Consider the following 23,495-nt stretch of genomic DNA (forward strand, 5'->3'; position numbering starts at 1 on the left):
AATAAACAGTCTATGAAAAAAATATTAGTATCAACTGCTTTATTGGCGGGTGTTTTATCTTACGCGGGAGGCTTCAGGGTATCTCTGCAGGGAGTGAAACAATTGGCAATGGCGCATACTAGTGCTCATGCCGAAGATGCAAGTGTGGCATTCTTTAACCCGGCGGGGATGTCATTTATTCCTTCCAAACTGAGTATAGTAGCAGGAGGGTTCGGTGCAAGTAATAAAGTTACTTTTCAAAACTTAAATACTTTGCAGAGTACAGAAACAGATAATCCTATTGGTACTCCGTTATATGCTGCGGTTGCTTATAGACCGATAGAGAATTTATCTGTTGGTTTCAGTTTTACAACACCTTTCGGAAGTACAATCCAGTGGCCAAGCGATTGGGAGGGGAAAGAAATGGTTCAGAAACTGGAGCTTAAGAGCTTCTATTTTCAGCCGATGGTCTCTGTGAAACTGGCGCCTTGGATGTCATTCGGGGCGAGCTATATTTATGCAAAAGGTAAAGTAGACTGGGATAAAGCGGTAACGCAGTTTGGAGGTGAATTAAATATTAAAGACGAAAAGGCAAGCGGACACGGTTACGGATTCGGTTTCTATTTCAGACCTGATCCTAAATTAGACATCAGTATTGCTTACCGTTCACCTATAGACATGAAGGCTAAAAAAGGAACTGCAACATTCAAGTTCCCGTCAGCATCTATTTATCCGTTATTAGGACTGGACCCAAGTACAGGACAGGATAAATTTACAGCAACACTTCCTTTAGTAGAAGAATATACCATTGGTTTAACATATAAAGTAACACCGAAATGGTTAATTTCAGCTGACTTTAACTACCACGGATGGGAAAGATACAGCAAGCTGACTCTGGATTTTGCTACTGCTCCAGTGGGGAATCAGCCAGATCCAACAATTCTTGTGTCTCCTAAAAACTTTAGAAACTCAAAAACATTCAGATTGGGTACACAGTATGCATTCACAGATATGATTTTTGGTCGTTTGGGTGCTTACTATGATGAGTCACCATACACTGACGAGAATTTCATCCCGGAAACGCCATCATTTAATACATATGTAATTACCGGAGGTCTTGGCTTTAAACTAAAGCAGTTTGGAGTTGATATAGCAGGAGGATATGCCCTTCCTCAGGCCAGAGATGTAAGAAATGCTAGTCTTGGCTTTAATGGACAGGCAAAAGCTAGAGCATTTTACTTTGGTTTAGGTTTATCGTACAACCCTTTTTAATTGAAAGACTATGAAAAAAATTATAATATCAACACTTGCCGTTTCCGCACTTCTTTTTACAACAAGCTGTGAGAATGATTTTGATACTGATGTAAAAGATATCCAGATAACAAGCGGCGAGGCAAACTTTTCTAATTATGTTTCTTTGGGGAACTCGTTGACATCCGGTTACAGGGATGGGGCTCTTTATAGCAGCGGACAAAATGAATCATACCCAAGTATTATTGCAATGCAGATGAAGCTTGCGGGCGGCGGAGCATTTAAACAACCTTTAATGCCAAATGATGTAGGTGGATTTATCGGATTGCCTGGCTTTCCTGGAAAATTGACTCTTCAGGTGACTGCAAGTGGAAGTTTAGGTCCGGTTGCAAGCAGTCCTGCAGCAGCATTAGATAATGTAACTGCCGGTGGACCTTACCACAATATGGGGGTTCCGGGGGCGAAATCTTTCCATCTGGTTGCGCCAGGTTACGGAAGCTCTGCGAACCTTGCTCTAGGTGCTGCTAATCCTTATTTCGTGCGATTTGCTACTTCTCCGACAACTTCTGTTTTACAGGACGCAATGGCTCAGAAACCTACATTTTTCTCTCTTTGGATTGGTAATAATGATGTATTGTCTTATGCGACCAATGGAGGCACGAATTCTCAGACTGTAGGAGGAGTTACTACTTATACTCCGGCAACAGTTCAGAGTGGGAATGTAAACCCGTTAACTTATAAATCCAATGATATTTCTGATCCTAATCTTGTAGCAGGATCTATTAAAAATGTACTGGATGGTCTTAAAAGTGTAGGAACAACAAAAGGAGTTATCGCAAATATTCCTTATGTTACTTCTATTCCTTTTTTCACGACAGTTCCTTACAATCCTTTAACACCAACAACTTTAGGAGCAAATTTAGCCACTCTTAATACAAACTTATATGGGCCATTGAAACAGGCGCTTACTGCTTTTGGGGCTGGAGACAGAATTAATCTGCTTTCTTCTACTTCTTCCAATCCTGTTTTGATAAAAGATGTTGCTCTTACGAATCTGTCTGCACAGCTTACGGCTGCTCTGACTCCTTCTTTAGGATTGCCTACAGCAACTGCGTTTGGACAAATCTTTGGACAGGCAAGACAGGCTACATCAGAAGATTATATCCTTCTTACAACAAGTTCTCTAATTGGAACTCCTGCACCTGGTGCGCCAGCGCCTGCAAATGTTTATGGAATTTCTTATCCGCTGCAAAATCAGCATGTATTGACAAAAACAGAGGCTTCTTATGTAAAAACGGCTGTAGATGCCTATAATAATTCTATAAAATCACTTGCTGATTCTTATGGGTTAGCTTTTGTAGATGGGAATGCTAAAATGGTTGAGCTTAATGGAAAGTCGGGTATCCTCTACGATGGGGTAAGATATACTGCCAAATTCGTGACCGGTGGAGCTTTCTCTCTTGATGGTGTACACCTTACAGGAAGAGGTTATGCGGTTATTGCCAACGAGTTTATCAAATCGATCAATCAAAAGTATAAATCTACACTGCCACAGGTAGATCCTAATAAATATTCAGGAGTAAAATTCCCGTAATAATAGCAGGAAAATAAAAACTTAGAAACCACAAGAGTAATTCTTGTGGTTTTTTTTTAAATTTGCAAAATCTTTAAAAAGTAAAAATGGCCGATCAGTTAAGTTATCTATTTTGTACAAGAACCAGTAAGGACTTGGCAGAAAACATTGCCCAATATTATGGGAAAGAGTTAGGAAAAATCAACTTTCAGGAGTTCAGCGACGGGGAATTCGAGCCTGTTTTGGATGAGTCAGTAAGAGGAGGACGAGTTTTCCTAATCGGATCTACCTTCCCGCCTGCAGACAATCTGCTGGAACTACTATTGATGATTGATGCTGCGAAAAGAGCTTCCGCAAAAAGCATTACTGTTGTAATTCCTTATTTCGGACTTGCGAGACAGGACAGAAAAGACAAGCCAAGAGCTCCGATAGGCGCAAAACTGGTTGCTAATTTATTAACAGCTGCAGGAGCAACAAGAATTATGACAATGGATCTGCATGCAGACCAGATTCAGGGATTCTTTGAAATTCCGGTAGATCATCTGTATGCTTCAAGTATCTTCGTAGATTATATCAGAGCTTTAAACCTGGATAATCTTACCATTGCTTCACCGGATATGGGAGGAGCAAAAAGAGCGAAGAACTATGCAGGTCACCTGAGTGCTGAAGTAGTAATTGCCTATAAAGAAAGAAAAAAAGCAAATGTTGTAGAAGAGATGTTCCTTATCGGTGATGTGGAAGGCAAAAATGTGATCCTTATTGATGATATGATCGATACTGCGGGTACACTTTGTAAAGCGGCAGATATCTTGATGGAAAAAGGAGCAAAATCAGTAAGAGCGATGGCTACTCACGGAGTACTTTCCGGAAAAGCATACGAAAATATTGAAAACTCTAAGTTGCTGGAAGTTATTGTAACTGACTCAATTCCTGTTAAAAATAATTTGTCAACTAAAATAAAAGTGCTATCTTGCGCCCCATTATTTGCGGACGTTATGAAGATGGTTCATGAGCATCAATCAATTAGTAGTAAGTTTATTATTTAATTGATTTTTAGCGAGTTGCAAAATTAAACAAAAACAATTTTTTAAATTTTTATAAATGAAATCTATTACAATTCAAGGTACAAAAAGAGAAAGCGTGGGCAAAAAGTCTACAAAAGCTTTACGTGATGCTGAATTAGTTCCTTGTGTTGTTTATGGAGGTGAAGCACCTTTAAACTTCTCTGCTGAAGAGAAAGCTTTCAAAGGTTTAGTATACACTCCTGAAGCACACACGGTATCTATTGAACTAGACGGAAAAACAATTTCAGCTGTTCTTCAGGATATTCAGTTCCACCCAATTACGGACAAAATTTTACATGCAGACTTCTATCAGTTATCTGCTGATAAGCCAGTGATTATGGAAGTTCCTGTAAGAATTACCGGACGTTCTAAAGGTGTTGTGGCTGGTGGTGTTTTACGTCAGTCTTTCAGAAAATTAAAAGTGAAAGCTATCCCTGCAAACTTACCTGATGAGGTAGTTGTAGATGTTACTCCATTAAGAATCGGTAACAAGATTTATGTAGGAGGGATCAAAGCTGAAGGATATTCTTTCGTACACCCTGACAATGCAGTTGTAGTGGCTGTTAAGATGTCTAGAAATGCAATGAAAGGTGGTGCCGTAGCAGAAGATGATGAAGATGAAGAAGCAGCAGAAGAAGTGGCAACACAGTCTCCTGACGTTCCTACAACAGAAGAAAAATCTGCAGAATAATATTTGCTTATTCAACAAACCAATATAAACCTGTCAATCTATTGGCAGGTTTTAATTTTGTGATAAAATGATGATAATTATATGAGGACTATTCTGTTCATCGAATCTTTCTATCGCCTGACCAATATCAGCCTTTAAGCCACTATGTCCTTTCAGAAAAAAAGCCGTAAATTTGAAGTGTTCTAAATAAGAGCAATCTAATTTAAAATTTTAATAAATGTTTGACATTCAGGAAATAAGAAGTCAGTTTACTATATTAAACCGCGAAGTGAATGGTAAACCATTGGTTTACTTAGATAATGCAGCAACATCCCAGAAACCGGATTCTGTTTTAAAGGTCTGGAATGACTATTATACAGAGATTAATGCCAATGTTCATAGAGGAATTCATACATTAAGTCAGTTAGCTACCGAAGAAATGGAGCTTTCAAGAAGAAAGATTCAGAAATTTATCAATGCTAAACATGATTTTGAAGTCATTTTTACAAAGGGAACAACGGAAGGTCTGAACCTTATCGCCTACATTCTGACGCAGAAGCTTAAAAAAGATGATGAGATTATCATTTCTTACCTGGAACACCATTCCAATATTGTTCCATGGCAGCTGCTTTGTGAAAGGACTGGGGCAAAGCTAAGAGTAATCCCGATTGATGAAAATGGTATTCTTCAATTGAACTATCTGGATGAATTTCTTAGCGAGAAGACAAAAGTGGTTTCTGTAAACCAGGTTTCCAATGCTTTGGGAATTGTAAATCCTGTAGAAGAGATTATTGCCAGGATAAGAAAAAATTCAGATGCTTATATTGTGATTGACGGGGCCCAGTCTGCACCTCACTTCGAGATCGATGTACAGCGGATGGACTGTGATTTCTTTGTTTTTTCAGGACATAAGATGTATGCTCCGATGGGAACAGGCATCCTTTATGGAAAACAGGAAATCCTGGAAGAGCTTCCGCCATTTCACGGAGGAGGGGAGATGATTGCCACATGTTCTTTCGATGGAACTACGTATGCCGGGCTTCCTTTTAAATATGAAGCGGGAACTCCAAATGTAGGAGGAAATATTGCGCTGGGTGCTGCTGTTGATTTTATTGAAAAAATAGGCAGACAAAATATCCAGAATCATGAAAATGCCTTACTGGAATGCGCTCAGAGAAAACTCTTGGAGCTGGAAAACATAAAGATTTATGGAGAGAAGGCTAAAAGGGTAGGTGTAGTTTCCTTTAATCTGGAAGGAGTAGGAATATCTTCAGATGTAGGAATGATCCTGGATAAAATGGGAATTGCTGTAAGAACGGGCCACCATTGTACACAACCTATCATGGATTTTTTCAATATAGCCGGAACGGTAAGAGCCAGTTTTGCGGTTTACAATACTTTTGATGAAATCGACAGGCTTGTAGAAGGCGTAAAGAAAGCCCAGAAAATGTTGGGATAAACAATATAAAAAGCAGTTAATCGACTGCTTTTTTTAATTTAACATGCTGTTTGTGAATAAATATTATGTTAAATGTTGGTTTTCTAGTGAATATTAATTGGTAATTTTATTGAAACTAATAATTAATATATCATGAAAAAACAAATACTATTTTTTCTGATCACTTGTGGATTTTATAATGCACAGGTATTCTCTGAGAACTTTAACGGAGCCGTATTGCCTTCGGGATGGACTACTAATAATCCGGATACCGTCTACAACTGGGAGGTGGGAACTGTGAGCGGTTTTGCCTCGTTTCCCGGCGGGGCAGCCTTTTTTGATGATGATAATGCAGGGCCAAACAGTGTAAATACCAATGCGAGATTAATATCACCTGTTATTAATCTTTCTGCAGTTTCAAATCCAAAGCTTTCATTTAAATATGCCAACCAGATTTATGAACTTAATTCTACCTTGAAGGTTGAAGTCTTTAACGGGACATCCTGGGTACAGATATTTACCTCTTCAGGAGCTTCCGGAACCTGGATTATTGACCTCAGTACACTCTCCTATATTCTTACAGCCTATAGCCTGGCAGGAAGTATCAATTTAGCTCCATATGCCAATGCTAACTTTCAACTGAGATTTATATATGATGACGCGGGAGATTACTCCTTTGGAGTTGCGGTAGATGATGTAGTTATTACATCAGGAGTATTGGGAACTTCGGAAGTTTCTCTTGCAGATAAAATACAGGTGTATCCCAACCCGGTACAAGATTATCTATATATTCAATCGGATAATCTGAAATTTGATTCTGAGGTTGCGGTAGTTGATATGGCGGGCAGGAAAGTCAAAAGTTTCATTGGAGCGCACGAAAGATATGATCTTTCTGATCTGCAAAAAGGATACTATTTCATTCGGATAGATAATAAAAAAGAAATAACAAGTAAAAAGATCAGAAAAGAATAAAATTATTGTAAATGTTATTTAATTATATTCATTACAATAGATTCTGCCAATAGCACAAATAGCAATTTTTGTGTACATGTATTTTACTTCTTGAGCTAATTTTGTCTGGTCTAAATTTAACTTAATGGAATTAATTGAAAAACTGAACTGGAGATTTGCCACCAAAGCAATGAACGGTCAGAAAGTACCACAGGGAAAAGTGGATAAAATATTAGAAGCTGCAAGACTGGCACCTACATCCAGCGGACTTCAGCCTTTTGAGATTATCGTGGTTACCAACCCGGAAGTAAAGGAACAGATTAAGCCTCACGCATGGAACCAGCCGCAGATTACAGACTGCTCTCACCTTCTGGTGTTTGCTGCCTGGGATAATTATACGGAAGAAAGAATCAACAGTATGTTTGACCTTACCAACGAGATTAGAGGCTTTAAAAACGAAGGCTGGGAAAACTACAGACAGATGCTGTTGGGAACCTATCCTCAGAGATCAGCGGAAGAAAACTTTACCCATGCTGCCAAACAGGCCTACATTTCATTTGGTGCTGCCATTATCGCAGCAGCCTTTGAAGAAGTGGATTCTACACCAATGGAAGGTTTTTCTCCCGAAGCTGTAGATGAAGTTTTGAATCTGAAAGAAAAAGGACTAAAGAGCGTATTGTTGCTGCCAATCGGTTACAGAGATGCATCAAATGACTGGTTGGTGAATCTTACGAAAGTGAGAAAGCCTAAAGAAGCTTTTATTACAGAAGTGAATTAATCAGTTGATAAAAAAAATCCCTTTCAATTGTTTTGAAAGGGATTTTTTTATGATTTTTAATTTAAAGATTCGGTTTCCAGTCAACAACCGCTCTGATGAATGCTTCTGCGTTTTCAACGGGAATATTAGGTAAAATTCCGTGTCCGAGGTTAGCAATATATCTGTCTTTTCCAAAACGGTTGATCATCTCAGTTACCATTTTTTTGATGGTTTCCGGAGTAGAATGTAATCTTGCAGGATCAAAATTTCCCTGAAGCGTCATCGTATGGTTCGTTAATGTTCTTGCAAATTCCGGAGTAATCGTCCAGTCCACACCCAAAGCAGATGCTTTAGACATCGTCATGTTCTCAAGAGCAAACCAGCATCCTTTTCCAAATACCACGACATGGGTAAGAGGGCTTAATGCTTCAACGATCTGATTGATATACTGCCATGAGAACTCCTGATAATCCGTAGGAGAAAGCATCCCACCCCATGAATCAAAAACCTGAACCGCAGAAACTCCTTTTTCAACTTTTCTTTTTAAATATGCAATGGTAGTGTCTGTGATCTTCTGAAGCAGTAAATGAGCTGCTTCCGGCTGCTGGAAACAGAATGATTTTGCAATATCAAACGCTTTGCTTCCCTTTCCTTCCACACAATAGCACAGGATCGTCCATGGAGACCCTGCAAAACCGATCAATGGAATTTCATTATCCAGCTTTTGAAGAGTCAGTTCAATTGCATCAAAAACATAACCTAGCGTATCATTAACATCAGGAACTTCAATATTCTGCACCTGTTCCGCCGTTCTGATAGGATTGTCCAGCCACGGGCCAACTGATTCCTTCATTTTGAAATCAATTCCCATTGCCTGAGGAACTACAAGAATGTCAGAGAAAAGGATCGCAGCATCCAACGGAAATCTTTTGATCGGCTGTATCGTGATTTCAGCAGCCAGCTCGGGAGTCTGACATCTTGTGAAGAAGTCGTACTTATCCCGGAGAGCAATGAATTCCGGCAGATATCTTCCGGCTTGTCTCATCATCCATACCGGCGGTCTTTCTACAGTTTCTCCGCGGAGTGCTTTTAAATATAAGTCGTTTTTAATCATAATTTATTTAAACTAATACGGCCGTTGCCGGCACTCATTATTTTTACCAGCCAGGCGTGCGGCTGTTTAAAGTTCCTTTTTTATCAATTCAAAAATGGAAGCCAGATTGTTTTCTTCTGATGTAAAGATTTCTTCTGTAGTGTGCTTTCTGAGCTCACCTGAGGTAGTTTCCCCGATGGAAAAAATCTTCATTCCTTCTAAAGAGTTGAGTTTTGCAAAACTACGAACTCCGCTTGGACTAAAAAAAACTGCAGCATGATATTTTTCAGGTACGGAAGGATAGAGCTCTTCGGTTTTATAAATCGTGATCTTTTTGTAGCTGATATTCTGCAAAGGAAGATCATTATCCAGGACATCTATGGCAAGATTACCGCAGAAGTGAAGGAATTGTTCGTGCTGGCAGTTTCCGATGATAAATCTTGAAAGGGTTTCCGCATTTTTCAGAACTTTAAATGTTCCGAAACCGTGTTTTCTCAGTTCACGTTTCGTCTTTTCACCAACGCAATATATTTTATTGTAGTTTTTTGCTGTAAAATCCTCGTTGGGTTTAAACTGATTGTTGAAAAATGAAATCACCCCGTTGACACTGGTGAAAATCAGGGAATAATTCTTTAAGTCAAATGCAGCTGTTTTTATAGGCTCTGTCCTGATTACCTCAATACATTCAGCCGAAATATCCGATCCTAATTCTTTGGATAACAGCGGGGCATCTATAATTTTGGTAAACAGAATTTTCATTAAATTAAGGTTTGTCTTTTAAATGCAGATCAGTCACTAACAGTCTTACTTTCGTCATAAAATCTTTCCCCGGATCGTCTTTGACAGTAAAATAATCCGGATCCGTCTCTTTCCAAAGTTTAGAACCTCTGAATACACCATATTCTGAATGGCCTATCAGATATTCTATATTGTATTTTTTAGTCAAATGCCTAATCAGTTGAGCATTGGATAAAACCTGTTTTTCTGTAAGCGGCTGCTTCCTGCTTCCTATATTTTCAATGCCGATTGCACAGTAATTAAGGCCTATCGTGTGTCTTGCAAACATATTAGGCTCCATAAGCTGATAAATGGTGCCATCCCGGTCTACAATAAACTGTGAAGAGACATTTAAAGTGCTCTGTTTCTTTAAAACATTTCTGGCAGATTCCAGGTGAGTTTTATTGAAATATTTATAATTGGTTTCAACAGTTCCACCTGCAGTATAATGCAGAACAATTATTTTGGGAGAAATTGTTGGTGAGTTTTGTACAATATGATGATGATCTTTAAGGTACTCCAAACTTAAACGGACTCTCTCCTGAGAATAATCAATAGGTTTGCTGACGATTTTAAACTCGTTGGTTTGAGCTTTCGTATAACATGATAACAATACAAATAAAGCATAGATGAGGTTTTTCATAAAAGCAGCTTATTTGGGGTATTGATAATGTCCTGTGATGGTATATTTAAAGAGACAGTCTTCCAAAACCTGTCCGCCTCCTATATTATGCACAATCAGGAATCTTTTTCCGTCAGCAGATTTTTTATTGACGACAATTCCGATGTGCGTCAGGTTTCCCGGTAAAATCCACGTTACAATATCTCCCGGAACATAAAGTGCAGGATTGGTTTCAGTAGATTTTACTTTTCCAAATTTAGAAAAAAATACGGCAAGATTGGGAACCCTTCTGTGATCAATATTCGTGTCAGGTTTTTTTAATCCCCAGGTTTTCGGATACTTTGAAAAGTTCTTTACCATATCCTCATGTACTTCTTTTTGCAAATCAATACCAAGTTTTCTATAGGCTCTTATAATAACATCTGTGCAAACTCCTTTGTCAGCCGGGACATCACCGTTGGGATATTTGAGGACAAAATAGGCAGGATCATACTTAACGGAGCTGTCTATGAGCGTCAAAGCAGAATTGGACAGCTGAAGCCCAAATTTATTCTGCGCATTTGCAATAAATGCACAAAATAGAAATACGAATAAAAAAAAGGATTTTTTCATTGTTCTGCACTTACGAATATAAACGTTCAATCTGTTTAAAAATTCTTAATACGAATTCTTAATTTCAGTCATCAGTTCTTTTCCGCCGTTTTCAAGAACGATTTTGGCGAACTTCTCTCCAAAATTTTCAGTGTCATTATATTCAAAGTTCTCATCGGTAGCAATACAGTTTTTGCCATCAAGAGAGCAAAGAGCGGCTTTGAAGCAGATCTGGTTTTCGATCATCTCAGCAAAAGCTCCGATTGGGGCGGTGCATCCGCCTTCCAGTGTGCTCAGGAAATTTCTTTCGATCTCTACACAGATCTGGGTTTTCTTATGATTAATCTGGCTTAGGATTTCATTGATCTCTGTTTTATCAGAATGTCCGGCAACAGCAATGACTCCCTGCGAAGCAGCCGGGATCATTAGCGGAAGCATTTCATAATCAATGTCCATTTTCATTCTTTTGATTCCTGCCAGAGAAAGAATAGTAGCGTCAAAATCTCCTTCTTCCAGTTTCTGGAGACGGGTCTGGATATTCCCGCGGATATCAGAAAACTCAGCATGAGGATAATTCTTTAACCAGAATGCTCTTCTTCTTAAGCTGCTTGTGGCTAGCTTAAGTTCATGGAACTCTTTATTTCTTGAAGATTCTTTTCTGATCAGTACGTCCTGAGGGAAATCTCTTTCCAGGTAAGCAACGATCTCGATATTTTGAGGCAGTTGCGTCGGAACATCCTTTAAAGAGTGAACGGCAATATCAATTTCGTCATTCAATAGAGCAACATCAAGGTCTCTTGTAAAAACCCCGGTGATTCCTAATGAATAAAGTGGTTGATTTAAGTTTTTGTCGCCGGAAGATACAATAGGAACAATTTCCGTTAAATAATTACGATTTTGAAGGTTCCTGGCAACCTCTCTTGCCTGCCAAAGTGCCAATGCGGAATTTCTTGTTCCGATTCTAATGCTTTTCATTGAATTCGTTGTTTGGTTGTTCAACTAATATTTCGTGCATTAATTTACTAATTTCTTCGGCTTTTAAAGGATTGTCGATGATAAATTTTGCAAAACGGTTGGTAATTTTCTGGATCATTTTGTCAGAAAGCTCCATGTCCGTGATGTTTATGTATTTATTTTTTTTATAAAAATTATGCATTTCATTGCGTTCCATATTCTTGAGAACAGCTTTGAAATGGTGAATATTGGGTGCCAGCTTTCTCTTTTTTTCCCATTCCAGAAACTCTTTCATCAGTTCTTTGATGATTTTTTCAGCTTTTGGAATTTCTTTTTCCCGCTGCTGAATCGTTTCCTGGATTTGTTTGGAAAGCTCATCTACATCAATCAGGGTTACATTTTCATTCTCGGTTACATTTTTTTCAACGTTGTGAGGAATAGAAAGGTCGATCACCAAGGTTTCTTTCCCGTTCGGGAAATGAGATTTGTTGATGATAGGATGTTTGGCTCCTGTGGCAACAATAAGAATGTCCGTGTTTTTTAATTCCCTGTCAAAATCAGAATAATCAACATGAGGAATACTGTATTTCTGGGAAATTTTTTCAGCTTTTTCCTGAGTTCTGTTAGCAATTTTAATTTTTGGCTGATAGACATGTTTGACCAGGTTTTCAACCGTATTTTGCCCGATCTCACCCACACCCAAAAGAAGAATGTTCTTTTCTGTAATTTTCTTCTGGCTGTTTAAAATATAATGAACGGCAGCATAAGACACGGATGCGGCTCCGTTAGAAATTCCTGTCTCATTTTTAATTCTTTTCGAAATCTGGATCGCTGCATTGATGGCTCTTTCCAGATATGGATTGGAATTCTGTCTTTCTTTTTTAAAACGGCTGTATGCTTTTTTGATTTGTCCGATGATCTCAAAATCTCCGATGATCTGGCTTTCCAGTCCGGCTGCCACCCTGAAAAGATGGATAAGGGCCTCTTCTTTGGTCAGAATATTGGCAAACTGAAGAAAATCTGTAAGGTTTACTCCGATTGTCTTGCAGTATTCTTCTGCTACCAGGAGATAATTTGGAGAAGTGGTATAGATTTCGGTTCTGTTACAGGTAGAAACCACAAATGCATCTCCTAAATCCATAGTATGGACCCTGGCGACAAAATTCTTGATGTTATCATCAAAAAATGCAAACTTCCCTCTCGTTTCCACATCAGCCTTTTCATAGCTAATGGAAAGTACAGCAAAGTTTGAGGTCTGATGGATATTGGAATACTGTAACATAAGCAGCGCAAATTTACGGATTTTTTAATTAACCATTCTCTGATAATGTATATGATAATTATCGTGAAAAACTATGGTGACACGGAAGAAAAAAGAAGTAGGAAGAGAAAGCTTCTGAGCTTATAAAATAACTCGTAGCGCAGAAATATTTTATAATCAACCTATTATAATCTTGCTGATGTTATTTTATTGTTTTTAACGGAAGTGTTTTTATCTTTCGGCTCTGTCTTTTCTCCCGGTCAATTTTAGTTTAAATCAGGCTCCGTAAATGATTAAATCAAAAGTTAATAAACAATTGTGAATTTTAATAAAATTTTAACCAAATTATATTCATGTTAAATTTCTTTAGTGGTGTTAAATTTATATCTTTGTAATCTTAAAATCAGAAGAAAAATATGAGTTTATTTGATATGTTTACGCAAGAAATTGCGATAGACCTTGGTACTGCCAATACCCTTATCATCCATAATAATAAAATTGTTATAGATCAACCGTCAATTGTTGCAATTGAACGTTCTACGGGTAGGCCGATTGCCGTCGGTGAGCAGGCTAAGCATATGCAGGGTAAAACTCATGAGGACATCAAAACAATCCGTCCATTGAAAGATGGTGTTATTGCAGATTTCCACGCTTCTGAACACATGATTAAGGAATTTATCAAAAAGATTCCCGGAATTAAAGGCAGATTTATTCAGCCGGCACTAAGAATCGTTATCTGTATCCCTTCCGGTATTACTGAAGTTGAGAAGAGAGCGGTAAGAGATTCTGCTCAGAAAGTAAACGCAAAAGAAGTAAGACTGATCTACGAGCCAATGGCTGCAGCAATAGGAGTTGGAATCGATGTGCAGAAACCTGAAGGTAATATGATCATCGACATAGGTGGTGGTACTACGGAAATTGCGGTTGTAGCTTTAGGAGGTATTGTATGTGACAAATCTGTGAAAATTGCAGGTGATGTATTTACAAATGACATTGCTTACTATCTGAGAACTCACCATAATCTTTACATTGGGGAAAGAACAGCTGAAAGAATTAAAATTGAAGTTGGTTCCGCAGTGGAAGATCTTGATGTTGATATTGAAGATATCCCGGTACAGGGTAGAGACCTTATTACAGGAAAGCCAAAAGAGATCATGGTAGGATATAAGGAAATTGCACGTGCATTGGACAAATCTATCATCAGAATTGAAGACGCTGTAATGGAAACACTTTCTCTTACTCCGCCGGAATTGGCTGCCGATATTTATAAAACGGGTATCTATCTTGCTGGTGGAGGTGCTTTATTGAGAGGCCTTGCGGACAGATTGCACAAAAAAACCGGTCTTCCTGTATTTGTTGCAGAAGATCCGTTGAGAGCTGTTGTTCGTGGAACAGGTATTGCCCTTAAGAATATGGATAAATTCAATTTCTTAATTAAATAATTTTAACCTTTTACGACTATATATCTGAATGGGATTTTTGCTGAGACTATTTTCGAAGAACGCCCTTTTTGTCTTCTTTATATTCCTGCAGATTGTTGCTCTGGTTCTGATATTCTCTAAAAATGCCATGCAGAAATCATGGGTAGCTGGCCAGTCGGCTGCGCTGAATTCATGGATTTCGGGGTATATTGATGAAGGAGTTTCATATCTGAAGCTGAAGCAGATCAATGAAGATCTTGTTGCCCAGAACAAAGCCCTGATGACCCAGCTTTATGGCAAAGAAGGGGCAAAAAATCCTGTATTCAGAAAAGTACATGATACATTAGGCGGTGGCCAGATCTATACCTTTGTAGATGGCGAAATCGTCTTTAACAGTATCAACAGAAGAAATAATTATTTTACAATTAATCGTGGCCGCAGAGACGGTGTTTTTCCTCAGATGGGCGTAATGGCTCCTAAAGGGATTGCCGGAATTGTAATCAACTCTACGGACAGCTATGCTTTGGTTCAGTCTGTTCTGAGTGTTAACAGGATCAGAATCAACGCTTCGTTGAAAAATTCAGGATATTTCGGAACTTTAACATGGAACGGTGATAATTCAAGAGTAATGCATCTTGCAGACATCCCTAAATATGTGGCCTTAAAAGTAGGTGATACCGTTGTTACAGACGGTAAATCAGCTATTTTCCCTAAAGGGGTAATGATTGGTACTATTGCCGGATATTCTGTAGACAATAAAACAGGTTTCTGGGATATCTCGGTAGAGCTGAGTGAAAAAATGGGAGCTTTAAGCAAAGTATTTGTTGTAAAGAACCTTAAAAAAGCTGAGGTACAAAGAATTCAGGATACATTGCAGACCGTAATAAAAAAAGAAAATGATTAGCAGGACTCTATTTACCGATATATTGATCATGATCTTCCTGGTTGCATTACAGATTTTTGTACTGAACAGGATTACTATTTTCGGAAAGTACACCCCGGTTCTTTATCCGGTATTCGTCATGTTTTATCCTTTCTTCAGAAATAAATATCAGTTTTTAGCTTTAAGCTTTTTAATAGGACTTTCTGTAGATGCATTCCTTTACTCATGGGGAATCAATGCTTTTGCAACAACGCTGATCGCCTATTTCAGAACTTTGATTTTCAGAACTTCCACAGATACTTCCACAGACTTTTTCTCTTTTCAGTCCCTTCAATGGGCGCAGTTTTTACTGTTTCTGTTTTCGAGTATCTTCCTGCATCAGCTTTTAGTGCAGTACATAGAATTTTTTAAATTTAGCCGTTTTTTTGAAATATTACTTAATGTGGTGATCACAAGTATAATTTCCTTTATATTTATAGTGGTTTACGCATTAATATTTAAAATCAAACAAAAAGTTTGAACACACGTTATTTAAAAATCTTTTCTGCCCTCGTAGTCATCGCCCTTATTTTTGTGGCGAGGCTTGCTTATTTGCAGCTGTTTACAGACCGTTATGCTTTAAATGCAGCAAACACATCTATTAAAATTGAATACGTTATCCCGCAGAGAGGAGTTGTTTTTGACAGGAACGGAAAGATCCTAGTAGGAAACCAGCCTGCCTATGAGATTTCCTTTACGCAGGCCTTAATGAAACCGGATTTTGATACCGTCGGGTTTTGTAACCTGATGCAGATCAGTAAAGCGGATTTTATTAAAAGAATCGATATCATTAAGAAAGAAAAATACTATTCAAAGCTGACTCCTATGACCTTTCTGAAGGACCTCAGCAGGGAAGATATTGCCAGGGTGCAGGAAATTATTTTCAAGTATCCGGCATTCAGTATTGTTTCCAGACCTCAGCGTCAGTATGAAGTGGCCACTTCCGGAAACCTTTTAGGGTATACCAGTGAAGTGAATGAAAGAGAAATTAAAAAAGATTCCATTTATTACCTTCCCGGAGACTTTATCGGGAAAACAGGAGTTGAGAAATCTTATGAGAAAGATCTTCGCGGTATAAAAGGGATGAAATATATTCAGAAAGATATTAAGCTTCGGAATATTGGTTCATACAAAAACGGTGCATTAGATAAAGATGTGGTTACCGGTAAAGATATTACCTTAACCATTGACTATGACCTGCAAAGGATGGCTGAAGAAATGCTGGTTGATAAGCATGGTGCAATTGTAGCAATAGACCCGAATAATGGGGAAATTCTTACCCTGGCAACAGGCCCGGATATTGATCCCAACTTATTTACAGGTCCTTACAAGTCAAAGAACCTTTACGCATTATCAAAAGATACCTTATACGAAAACAAGCCTACATTTGACAGGTCTGTTCAGGCAGCTTACCCTCCGGGTTCTACCTTCAAGTTGCTGACTGCCCTGGCAGGAATGCAAATGGGAGTAATGGACGAAAATACGGTTTTCCCTTGTGGAGGCGGATTTTATTATAAGGGGTTAAGAATTAAAGGACATGGTGGTGCAGATCCTCTTATTCCTTCTATCCAGGTTTCCAGTAACTGTTATTTTTCGCATGCATTTATTGCTATCATGAATAAATATCCGGGTGATCCTTCCAAAGGAGTTGATGAATGGAAAAAAATTATGAGCAGCTTTGGAGTAGGAGAGTATCTGAATAATGATATTGCCGTAGGTTCTCCAGGTAGAATTCCTACCGGGAAGTTTTACGAAAAAAGAAGCGGAAAGAAAAACTGGAGCTCAGACTATACGATGAATGGCTCTATTTTTAATGGAATGGGTCAGGGTGACGTTTTGGTAACCCCTCTTCAGTTGGCGAATTATGTGGCTGCCATTGCCAATAAAGGCTGGTTTTACACCCCCCATATCGTTAAATCTATTGATGGCAAGCCGAATCCTGATCCAAGATTTAAGACTAAACATAAAACCCTTGTAGATCCTAAACATTTCGAACCTGTACTGAAAGGTATGGAGGCTGTGGTCTTGAGAGGTACTGCAAGAAGCTTGAAATCCAATGATTTTACCCAGCTTGCCAAAACAGGTACTGCACAGGTTCCTCAGGGAAAAGACAATTCTATCTTTGTATTGATTGCTCCTGCGGACAAACCTAGAATTGTAGTTGCAGCAGTAATGGAACATGCCGGATTTGGAGCAACATGGGCAGGTCCCGCCTGTACCGTGATCGCTGAAAAATATATAACCGGGGATCTTAAGAGAGAAAATCTTTACAAGAAGATGACCAGTGCCAGCTTTATGCCTGAGTACAAAAGGCAGTGGGTAGCAGATCTCAAACGTAAAGGATTGTATAAAGATCCTAAAGTAGATTCTGTTAAGCTGAAAAGACAACAGGACAGCCTGAACTTTATCAAAGAGCAGAAAGCAAAACTGAAGAAGAAAATAGAAGAAGAAACAAAGAACAACACTAAAAACGTAAAGCGATGAAATGGGCAGAAGGAATAGATAAACTAGGACTCGGGCTGTATTTTCTGCTTTGCATTTTTGCGATTGCAAATATTTATAGTGTTGATCAGAAACTTGGAGAAAAACAGTTGATTTTCTTCTGTATATCTCTATTTGTGGGGCTTATTATATTCGTAGGGAGAAGCAAGTTCTTCGAGAACATGTCTGCGATTATCTACATTGGCGGTGTTTTGCTTCTCATTGGGCTTTTCCCGTTTGGGAAAGAAATCCTTGGCCAGAAAAACTGGTATAAGTTCGGAAGCTTTACCATGCAGCCGGTAGAATTTGCGAAAATAGGAACCGCTCTTATGCTTGCCAACTACGTCTCCGGACCGGATTTTAATTTGAAAGTTAAAAAATCACTCTGGACTGTTTTAGCTATTATCGGGATTCCAGCGGTAGTCGTTCTGGCGATTCCGGATGTGGGTTCCATGCTTGTATTTATAGCATTCTTTATAGCATTATACAGAGAAGGCCTGAATGGGCTTCTGTTTGGAATTGGGTTTATTTTTGCCGGAGTCTTTTTAGTCTCTCTTGCTATACCTCCCGTTTATGTGGCATTGACGGTAGTTGTAATTGCCGGGATTTTGATCGCCATGAATTATCACAGAATGTCCTGGGATGTAATTTCTATTTCAGGAATTGCCGGTTCAATTCTGCTGTTGTGCGGATTGGCTTTCGGCTCACCCTATATTCTGGAAAAACTTCCAAAGCACCAGAGAGAAAGAATTGAGGTTCTTTACAAAGGAGAAAAAGCGTTCAGAGATACTTCCGGGTACAACTTATTATATTCAAAAACAGCTATAGGATCCGGTGGGCTTGTAGGAAAAGGATACCGTGAAGGATCGGTAACACAGGGAAAATTTGTTCCCGAGCAGGAAACCGATTATATTTTCTGTACAGTAGGCGAAGAATGGGGCTTTATAGGAAGCGCCGTGCTGGTTTTGTGCTACATGATCTACATCGGACGGATCTACTATCTCGCAGAACAGCAGAAATCCACCTTTAATCGGGTATTTGGATATTGTTTTGCTTCCATCCTCATGATGCACTTTACCATCAATTTAGGAATGGTTATGGGGCTTTTCCCGACGGTGGGTATTCCGCTTCCGTATTTCAGTTATGGAGGAAGCTCGCTGCTTGCCTTTTCTATGATGACTTTTATCTTCTTTAAACTGAATTATTCGGATAAGAACAGTTTGGTATAACTGTAAGCTCATTTTCATATTCCCTAAATATAGAGGAAATAGACCCATTCGCATAAAGACAGACCTGATGCAAGCATATATTCTGGATCAAAATTATCAAAACATAAACTTTAATGAACAGCCTTTCGAAAAAGGGGAATACGAGAACTGCACCTTCAGAAACTGTAGCTTTGAATATGCAGATCTTTCAGGTTTCAGCTTTACGGACTGCAAATTTTCCGGATGTAATCTGAGTATGGCAAAACTGGTGAAAACCTCTTTTCATGACACAGCTTTCATAGAATGTAAAATGTTCGGGCTTCAGTTTAATGACTGCAACGATTTCGGACTTTCCTTTACATTTGATGAATGTCTACTGAATGATGCCGTATTCTACAAAACTTCAATTAAGAAAACAGTATTTAAAAATTCCAGATTAATTGAAACCGATTTTGCTGAATGCGATGTGTCCAATTCAATATTTTCAGAATGTGATCTTTCCGGAGCCATTTTCGACAATACCAACCTTGAAAAAACAGATTTCAGGACTTCCTTCAATTATTCTATAGATCCTTCCGTAAATCGTCTTAAAAAGGCTAAATTTTCCCTTTCTGAGGTACATGGACTTCTTTATAAGCTGGACATTGAAATTGATAGGGATTAGGCAATAACGGAAGATGTCTTCTGCTTGAATAATTAAAATTTAATAGAGGTGGGCTTTAGCCCGCCTTTGTATTTAATATATTCTTCTACGGCTTTAGCCAAAATAATTATTCCTGCGAGCTAAACAAAACAAGTCGTAAACCTCCCTTTTTTACGTTACTTATACGTCATTCCTCTTACTGAAGGCGTGGATTTTGTGCAGGAAAAGACAGAGTAGTAAAAAGTGGAATAATTAAAAAATAAAAAAGCCATCAGATTCTGATGGCTTCATTATTTAAATCAATTATTTAAAATTAAAAACTTGTCGCTGCGGATGGAGTAGAAGATGCAAGATTATTATAAGCATCTCCGTTCTCGTTGATTACTCTTTTTGCAAACCTGAATTTAGGTCCCCAGTAAGAATCATTCAGCGATGAGATCATTACCCCTTTAGAAGTGGCTGCATGGATGAATTTAATTTCACCTTCTTCAGTTACACTTTCTACGATACCTACGTGAGAGATTCTTCTTCCGTGTGAAAAGAAAATCAGATCTCCTTTCTGAAGCTCACTTTTATCAATGCTTTCTCCTTCCTGAGCCTGAGAAGCTGCTACTCTTGGTAAGCTAAGCCCTGCTGCTGCTCCGAATACAGAAAGAACGAAAGCTGAACAATCAATACCTCTTCTCGTCATTCCTCCGTATCTGTAAGGAGTTCCAAGGTATGTTTCAGCTTCTGTAAGGATATTGTCGATGGTTTTATTGTATTTGACTGCCTTTGCAATCTCAGAATTCTTAATAGCTTTTTTCGCGTTTGCGATAGATGCCGCCTTTTCCGCCAGGAAAGAATCAATAAGTCTTTGCTTATCCTGCTCTATTCTCTTATTATCAATAGAAGCTAGTTTGGCATCTGTTTTGTATTCTTTAGCGTAAGTTGCTGGCTGTGAAACTACATAATTTGTAGCGCAAGATTGAACAGAAACTGTAGACACTAAAGCAACTAAATAAAACAAAACTCTTTTCTTCATATATATTTGATTATCCGTGTTAAAAGGAATATTTATTTTCAAAAGCATTACAAAAGTAGAGATTCCGAGCAAAAGACCCCTGATATGATTATTGTCAGGTTCTTTATTTAACACATTTTAACATATTATTTAAGTATGTTAAAGAAAAACAAACCGCAACCGCCTATTTTTGGCGAGTCTGCGGTTTTTTTTATTAAGATTCTTTAACATAATAAATAGCTTTTCCTTTATTAATCGGATTTCGTGATTTAAAACTCCACTTTTTGTAGCTGTTAATAAATCAAAAAAAATCCCCGGTTTTCCGGGGATTTAACTAATATGGAACTTTACAGATGTTATTTTGTGAATAACATTTCTCTATATTTAGTCATTGGCCAAAGTTCATCATCCACCATCATTTCAAGATCATCAGAAGCTTCTCTGATCACATCGAATAAAGGAATTACTTTGCTGCAGTATGTTTCTGCCTGCTTCTGACTATTTGATACAGCCTTCGCTGCTTCTCTTGCTTTGATAAGATCCTCAACGCCCAGTTTGATCTTGGAAACGTTTTCAGAGATATTAGTGATTAAGCTCATTTGCTCTTTCGCCAATGTTTTGAATTCTTTATCAGGGAATATTTCTTTAAGACCTTTTACATTTTCAATCAGTCTGTTCTGATAATTTAAAGCAGAAGGAATGATGTGGTTTCTTGCGATGTCACTTAACACTCTTGCTTCAATATCAATGACAGTAGAATATTTTTCTAGTTTGATTTCGTTTCTTGCCTCAACCTCTCTGTGCGTAAATACTCCGATTTCTTCATAAAGATCAACGAATTTTTTATCCATTTCCTGCTTAAGTGCTTCCGGAGTAGTTTTTAAGTTATTTAAACCTCTCTTTTTAGCTTCTTTCGCCCAGTCATCAGAATATCCATCACCTTCAAACATAATGCTCTTGCACTGCTTGATGTACTCTCTCAATACATTGAAGATCGCTTCGTCTTTCTTAAGTCCTGTTTCAATAAGAGCATCAACTTCTTTTTTGAAATCGATCAATTGTTTAGCGGCGATCGTATTCATTACAGTCATGGATTCTGCACAGTTGGCAGAAGATCCTACCGCTCTGATCTCGAATTTATTTCCGGTAAATGCAAACGGAGAAGTTCTGTTTCTATCGGTATTATCTAGAAGAATTTCAGGGATTTTTCCAACTACATTTAATTTAAGGTCTGTTTTTTCGTCCGGAGAAAGCTTTCCTTCCGTTACTTTTTCCAGTTCTTCCAATACTCTGAACAGCTGGCTTCCGATAAATACGGAAATAATTGCCGGTGGAGCTTCGTTAGCACCTAATCTGTGGTCGTTGCTTGCAGAGGCGATACTTGCTCTTAAAAGGTCAGCGTATTCGTAAACCGCTTTGATTGTATTAACGAAGAATGTTAAGAACTGTAAGTTTTTCTTAGGATTTTTTCCGGGGCTTAACAGGTTTTCACCTGTATCCGTTGCTAAAGACCAGTTGTTGTGCTTTCCGCTTCCGTTTACTCCTGCAAATGGCTTTTCATGGAATAAAATATGGAAATGGTGCTTGTGAGCAATTCTCGCCATGATATCCATCAACAAAGAGTTGTGGTCTACGGCAACGTTTACTTCTTCAAACATTGGGGCAAGTTCGAACTGGTTAGGGGCAACCTCGTTATGTCTTGTTGTTACAGGAATCCCCAACTTCATACATTCAATTTCCAGCTCTTTCATGAAGTTCATTACCCTTGTTGGGATAGAACCGAAATAGTGGTCGTCCAGCTGCTGTCCTTTAGCAGGAGAGTGTCCCAATAAAGTCTTCCCTGTTAAAACAAGGTCCGGACGGGATTGGTATAATGCAGAGTCAACTAGGAAGTATTCCTGCTCCCAGCCTAAAGTAGGAGTTACTTTTGTTACGTTTTTGTCAAAATACTGCATTACATTGGTTGCAGCTTCATCTACAGCATTCAAAGCTCTTAAAAGAGGTGCTTTATAATCTAAAGTTTCTCCTGTATAAGAAATAAAGATAGAAGGAATACATAAAGTAGTTCCCATAATGAATGCAGGAGAAGTAGGATCCCAAGCCGTATACCCTCTTGCTTCGAAGGTATTTCTGATTCCCCCGTTCGGGAAAGAAGAAGCATCAGGTTCCTGCTGGATCAACAGGTTTCCGCTGAATCTTTCAATGGCTCTGCCTCCTTCGATAGGAGTGAAGAAAGAATCGTGCTTTTCTGCAGTAGTTCCTGTCAAAGGCTGAAACCAGTGTGTGTAGTGAGTCGCTCCTTTACTCATTGCCCAGTCTTTCATAGCCACTGCTACCTGGTCTGCAATGTGTCTCTGGATCTTTGTTCCTTTTTTGATAGCATCCATAATAGACTGGAATGCTTCTTTGGTTAAATATTCTCTCATGGTCTCTTCTGAGAAAACATTCTGGCAGAATAATTCTGACAGTTTTCCAGGAACCTCAACAGAATTATCTCTTCTGAAGTCCTTAAATGGTAAAGTTTCTAACGCTTTGAATCTTAAAGTTGACATAATAAGGTTAATTTTTACAGGGCAAATTTACAAAAAAAATGAATTGAAAATATTTTACCCCTATATTTTTTAGGGGTATTTGTAAAATTTATGAAAATCAAACGATGGTTTAACTATTTTTAATAGGGTGATTGGCTGGTGAAAGGTAATGTTTAGCCCTTTAATAAACATCACAATGCATTTTATGATATGCATTTTACAATTCTAAAGATACAAATTTAAACTGCTTGTTAAAAGATACTTAAAATAAGTTGAGCGAAGATTTTGTATATTTGTGTGAAATT

At 38.3% G+C, this 23,495-nt stretch carries 21 protein-coding genes; 13 read left to right on the forward strand and 8 right to left on the reverse strand.

Annotated features, from left to right (window positions below):
• Positions 1-12 precede the first annotated feature (12 nt).
• From ACTJIV_RS01900 to ACTJIV_RS01930, 7 genes are all read left to right on the forward strand, one after another.
• On the forward strand, positions 13-1,251 hold the full coding sequence (locus ACTJIV_RS01900) for an OmpP1/FadL family transporter (RefSeq protein WP_111954313.1): 1,239 nt from the start codon (positions 13-15) through the stop codon (positions 1,249-1,251).
• A 10-nt stretch (positions 1,252-1,261) separates the two neighbouring features.
• Positions 1,262-2,824: a G-D-S-L family lipolytic protein gene (locus ACTJIV_RS01905; RefSeq protein WP_223558030.1), complete on the forward strand. Its 1,563-nt coding sequence runs from the start codon at positions 1,262-1,264 to the stop codon at positions 2,822-2,824.
• An 86-nt stretch (positions 2,825-2,910) separates the two neighbouring features.
• Positions 2,911-3,849, forward strand: a complete 939-nt coding sequence (locus ACTJIV_RS01910; RefSeq protein ID WP_116010304.1) for a ribose-phosphate pyrophosphokinase — start codon at positions 2,911-2,913, stop codon at positions 3,847-3,849.
• 55 nt (positions 3,850-3,904) lie between these two features.
• Positions 3,905-4,558, forward strand: a complete 654-nt coding sequence (locus tag ACTJIV_RS01915; protein ID WP_111954320.1) for a 50S ribosomal protein L25/general stress protein Ctc — start codon at positions 3,905-3,907, stop codon at positions 4,556-4,558.
• Between the two features lie 217 nt (positions 4,559-4,775).
• Positions 4,776-5,996 carry a cysteine desulfurase gene (locus ACTJIV_RS01920; protein WP_440625270.1) on the forward strand — a complete coding sequence of 407 codons (1,221 nt, stop codon included), beginning with the start codon at positions 4,776-4,778 and terminating at the stop codon, positions 5,994-5,996.
• Between the two features lie 132 nt (positions 5,997-6,128).
• Positions 6,129-6,947, forward strand: a complete 819-nt coding sequence (locus ACTJIV_RS01925; RefSeq protein ID WP_440625272.1) for a T9SS type A sorting domain-containing protein — start codon at positions 6,129-6,131, stop codon at positions 6,945-6,947.
• A 124-nt stretch (positions 6,948-7,071) separates the two neighbouring features.
• Positions 7,072-7,704 (forward strand): NAD(P)H-dependent oxidoreductase, encoded by a 633-nt coding sequence (locus tag ACTJIV_RS01930; protein WP_440625274.1) that lies wholly within the window; start codon positions 7,072-7,074, stop codon positions 7,702-7,704.
• A gap of 61 nt (positions 7,705-7,765) precedes the next feature.
• Here ACTJIV_RS01930 and hemE read toward each other — a convergent pair whose 3' ends face one another.
• The 6 genes from hemE to hemA all read right to left on the reverse strand — a co-directional run bounded on the left by hemE (position 7,766) and on the right by hemA (position 13,002).
• The gene (hemE, locus tag ACTJIV_RS01935; protein WP_440625276.1) at positions 7,766-8,797 is read right to left on the reverse strand and encodes a uroporphyrinogen decarboxylase; all 1,032 of its coding nucleotides are present in this window, start codon (positions 8,795-8,797) and stop codon (positions 7,766-7,768) included.
• Positions 8,798-8,863: 66 nt separating this feature from the next.
• Entirely contained in the window at positions 8,864-9,535 is a 672-nt protein-coding gene (locus ACTJIV_RS01940) for a uroporphyrinogen-III synthase (RefSeq protein ID WP_223558033.1), read from the reverse strand.
• A 4-nt stretch (positions 9,536-9,539) separates the two neighbouring features.
• Positions 9,540-10,196, reverse strand: a complete 657-nt coding sequence (locus ACTJIV_RS01945; protein WP_111954332.1) for a peptidoglycan recognition protein family protein — start codon at positions 10,194-10,196, stop codon at positions 9,540-9,542.
• A gap of 9 nt (positions 10,197-10,205) precedes the next feature.
• Positions 10,206-10,787 carry a DUF1287 domain-containing protein gene (locus tag ACTJIV_RS01950; RefSeq protein ID WP_440625279.1) on the reverse strand — a complete coding sequence of 194 codons (582 nt, stop codon included), beginning with the start codon at positions 10,785-10,787 and terminating at the stop codon, positions 10,206-10,208.
• 45 nt (positions 10,788-10,832) lie between these two features.
• Positions 10,833-11,741 (reverse strand): hydroxymethylbilane synthase, encoded by a 909-nt coding sequence (hemC, locus tag ACTJIV_RS01955; protein WP_440625281.1) that lies wholly within the window; start codon positions 11,739-11,741, stop codon positions 10,833-10,835.
• Positions 11,728-13,002 carry a glutamyl-tRNA reductase gene (gene hemA, locus ACTJIV_RS01960; RefSeq protein WP_111954338.1) on the reverse strand — a complete coding sequence of 425 codons (1,275 nt, stop codon included), beginning with the start codon at positions 13,000-13,002 and terminating at the stop codon, positions 11,728-11,730. The genes hemC and hemA overlap by 14 nt, the downstream gene beginning before the upstream one ends.
• A 395-nt stretch (positions 13,003-13,397) precedes the next feature.
• On the opposite strand from hemA, the gene ACTJIV_RS01965 reads away from it, so the two are divergent.
• The 6 genes from ACTJIV_RS01965 to ACTJIV_RS01990 all read left to right on the forward strand — a co-directional run bounded on the left by ACTJIV_RS01965 (position 13,398) and on the right by ACTJIV_RS01990 (position 19,677).
• Positions 13,398-14,423, forward strand: coding sequence for a rod shape-determining protein (locus ACTJIV_RS01965; RefSeq protein ID WP_034700899.1), 1,026 nt, complete (start codon positions 13,398-13,400; stop codon positions 14,421-14,423).
• A 28-nt stretch (positions 14,424-14,451) separates the two neighbouring features.
• A complete protein-coding gene (gene mreC / locus ACTJIV_RS01970; protein WP_111954340.1) occupies positions 14,452-15,306 on the forward strand; it encodes a rod shape-determining protein MreC in 855 nt (284 codons plus the stop codon).
• Positions 15,299-15,805: a hypothetical protein gene (locus tag ACTJIV_RS01975; RefSeq protein WP_034724152.1), complete on the forward strand. Its 507-nt coding sequence runs from the start codon at positions 15,299-15,301 to the stop codon at positions 15,803-15,805. Before mreC ends, ACTJIV_RS01975 begins: the two co-directional genes overlap by 8 nt.
• Entirely contained in the window at positions 15,802-17,808 is a 2,007-nt protein-coding gene (locus tag ACTJIV_RS01980) for a penicillin-binding transpeptidase domain-containing protein (RefSeq protein ID WP_440625284.1), read from the forward strand. Before ACTJIV_RS01975 ends, ACTJIV_RS01980 begins: the two co-directional genes overlap by 4 nt.
• A complete protein-coding gene (gene rodA, locus ACTJIV_RS01985) occupies positions 17,805-19,034 on the forward strand; it encodes a rod shape-determining protein RodA (protein WP_111954344.1) in 1,230 nt (409 codons plus the stop codon). Before ACTJIV_RS01980 ends, rodA begins: the two co-directional genes overlap by 4 nt.
• A 67-nt stretch (positions 19,035-19,101) precedes the next feature.
• Complete coding sequence (locus tag ACTJIV_RS01990; RefSeq protein ID WP_440625287.1) at positions 19,102-19,677, forward strand: pentapeptide repeat-containing protein; 576 nt, start codon at positions 19,102-19,104, stop codon at positions 19,675-19,677.
• A 292-nt stretch (positions 19,678-19,969) separates the two neighbouring features.
• Here ACTJIV_RS01990 and ACTJIV_RS01995 read toward each other — a convergent pair whose 3' ends face one another.
• Positions 19,970-20,680 (reverse strand): C40 family peptidase, encoded by a 711-nt coding sequence (locus tag ACTJIV_RS01995; RefSeq protein WP_111954416.1) that lies wholly within the window; start codon positions 20,678-20,680, stop codon positions 19,970-19,972.
• A 335-nt stretch (positions 20,681-21,015) separates the two neighbouring features.
• Positions 21,016-23,211 (reverse strand): glutamine synthetase III family protein, encoded by a 2,196-nt coding sequence (locus tag ACTJIV_RS02000; RefSeq protein ID WP_111954348.1) that lies wholly within the window; start codon positions 23,209-23,211, stop codon positions 21,016-21,018.
• Positions 23,212-23,495: the final 284 nt, after the last annotated feature.

Source organism: Chryseobacterium sp. 22532, from assembly GCF_052044665.1.
Classification (GTDB): Bacteria; Bacteroidota; Bacteroidia; order Flavobacteriales; family Weeksellaceae; genus Chryseobacterium; species Chryseobacterium lathyri.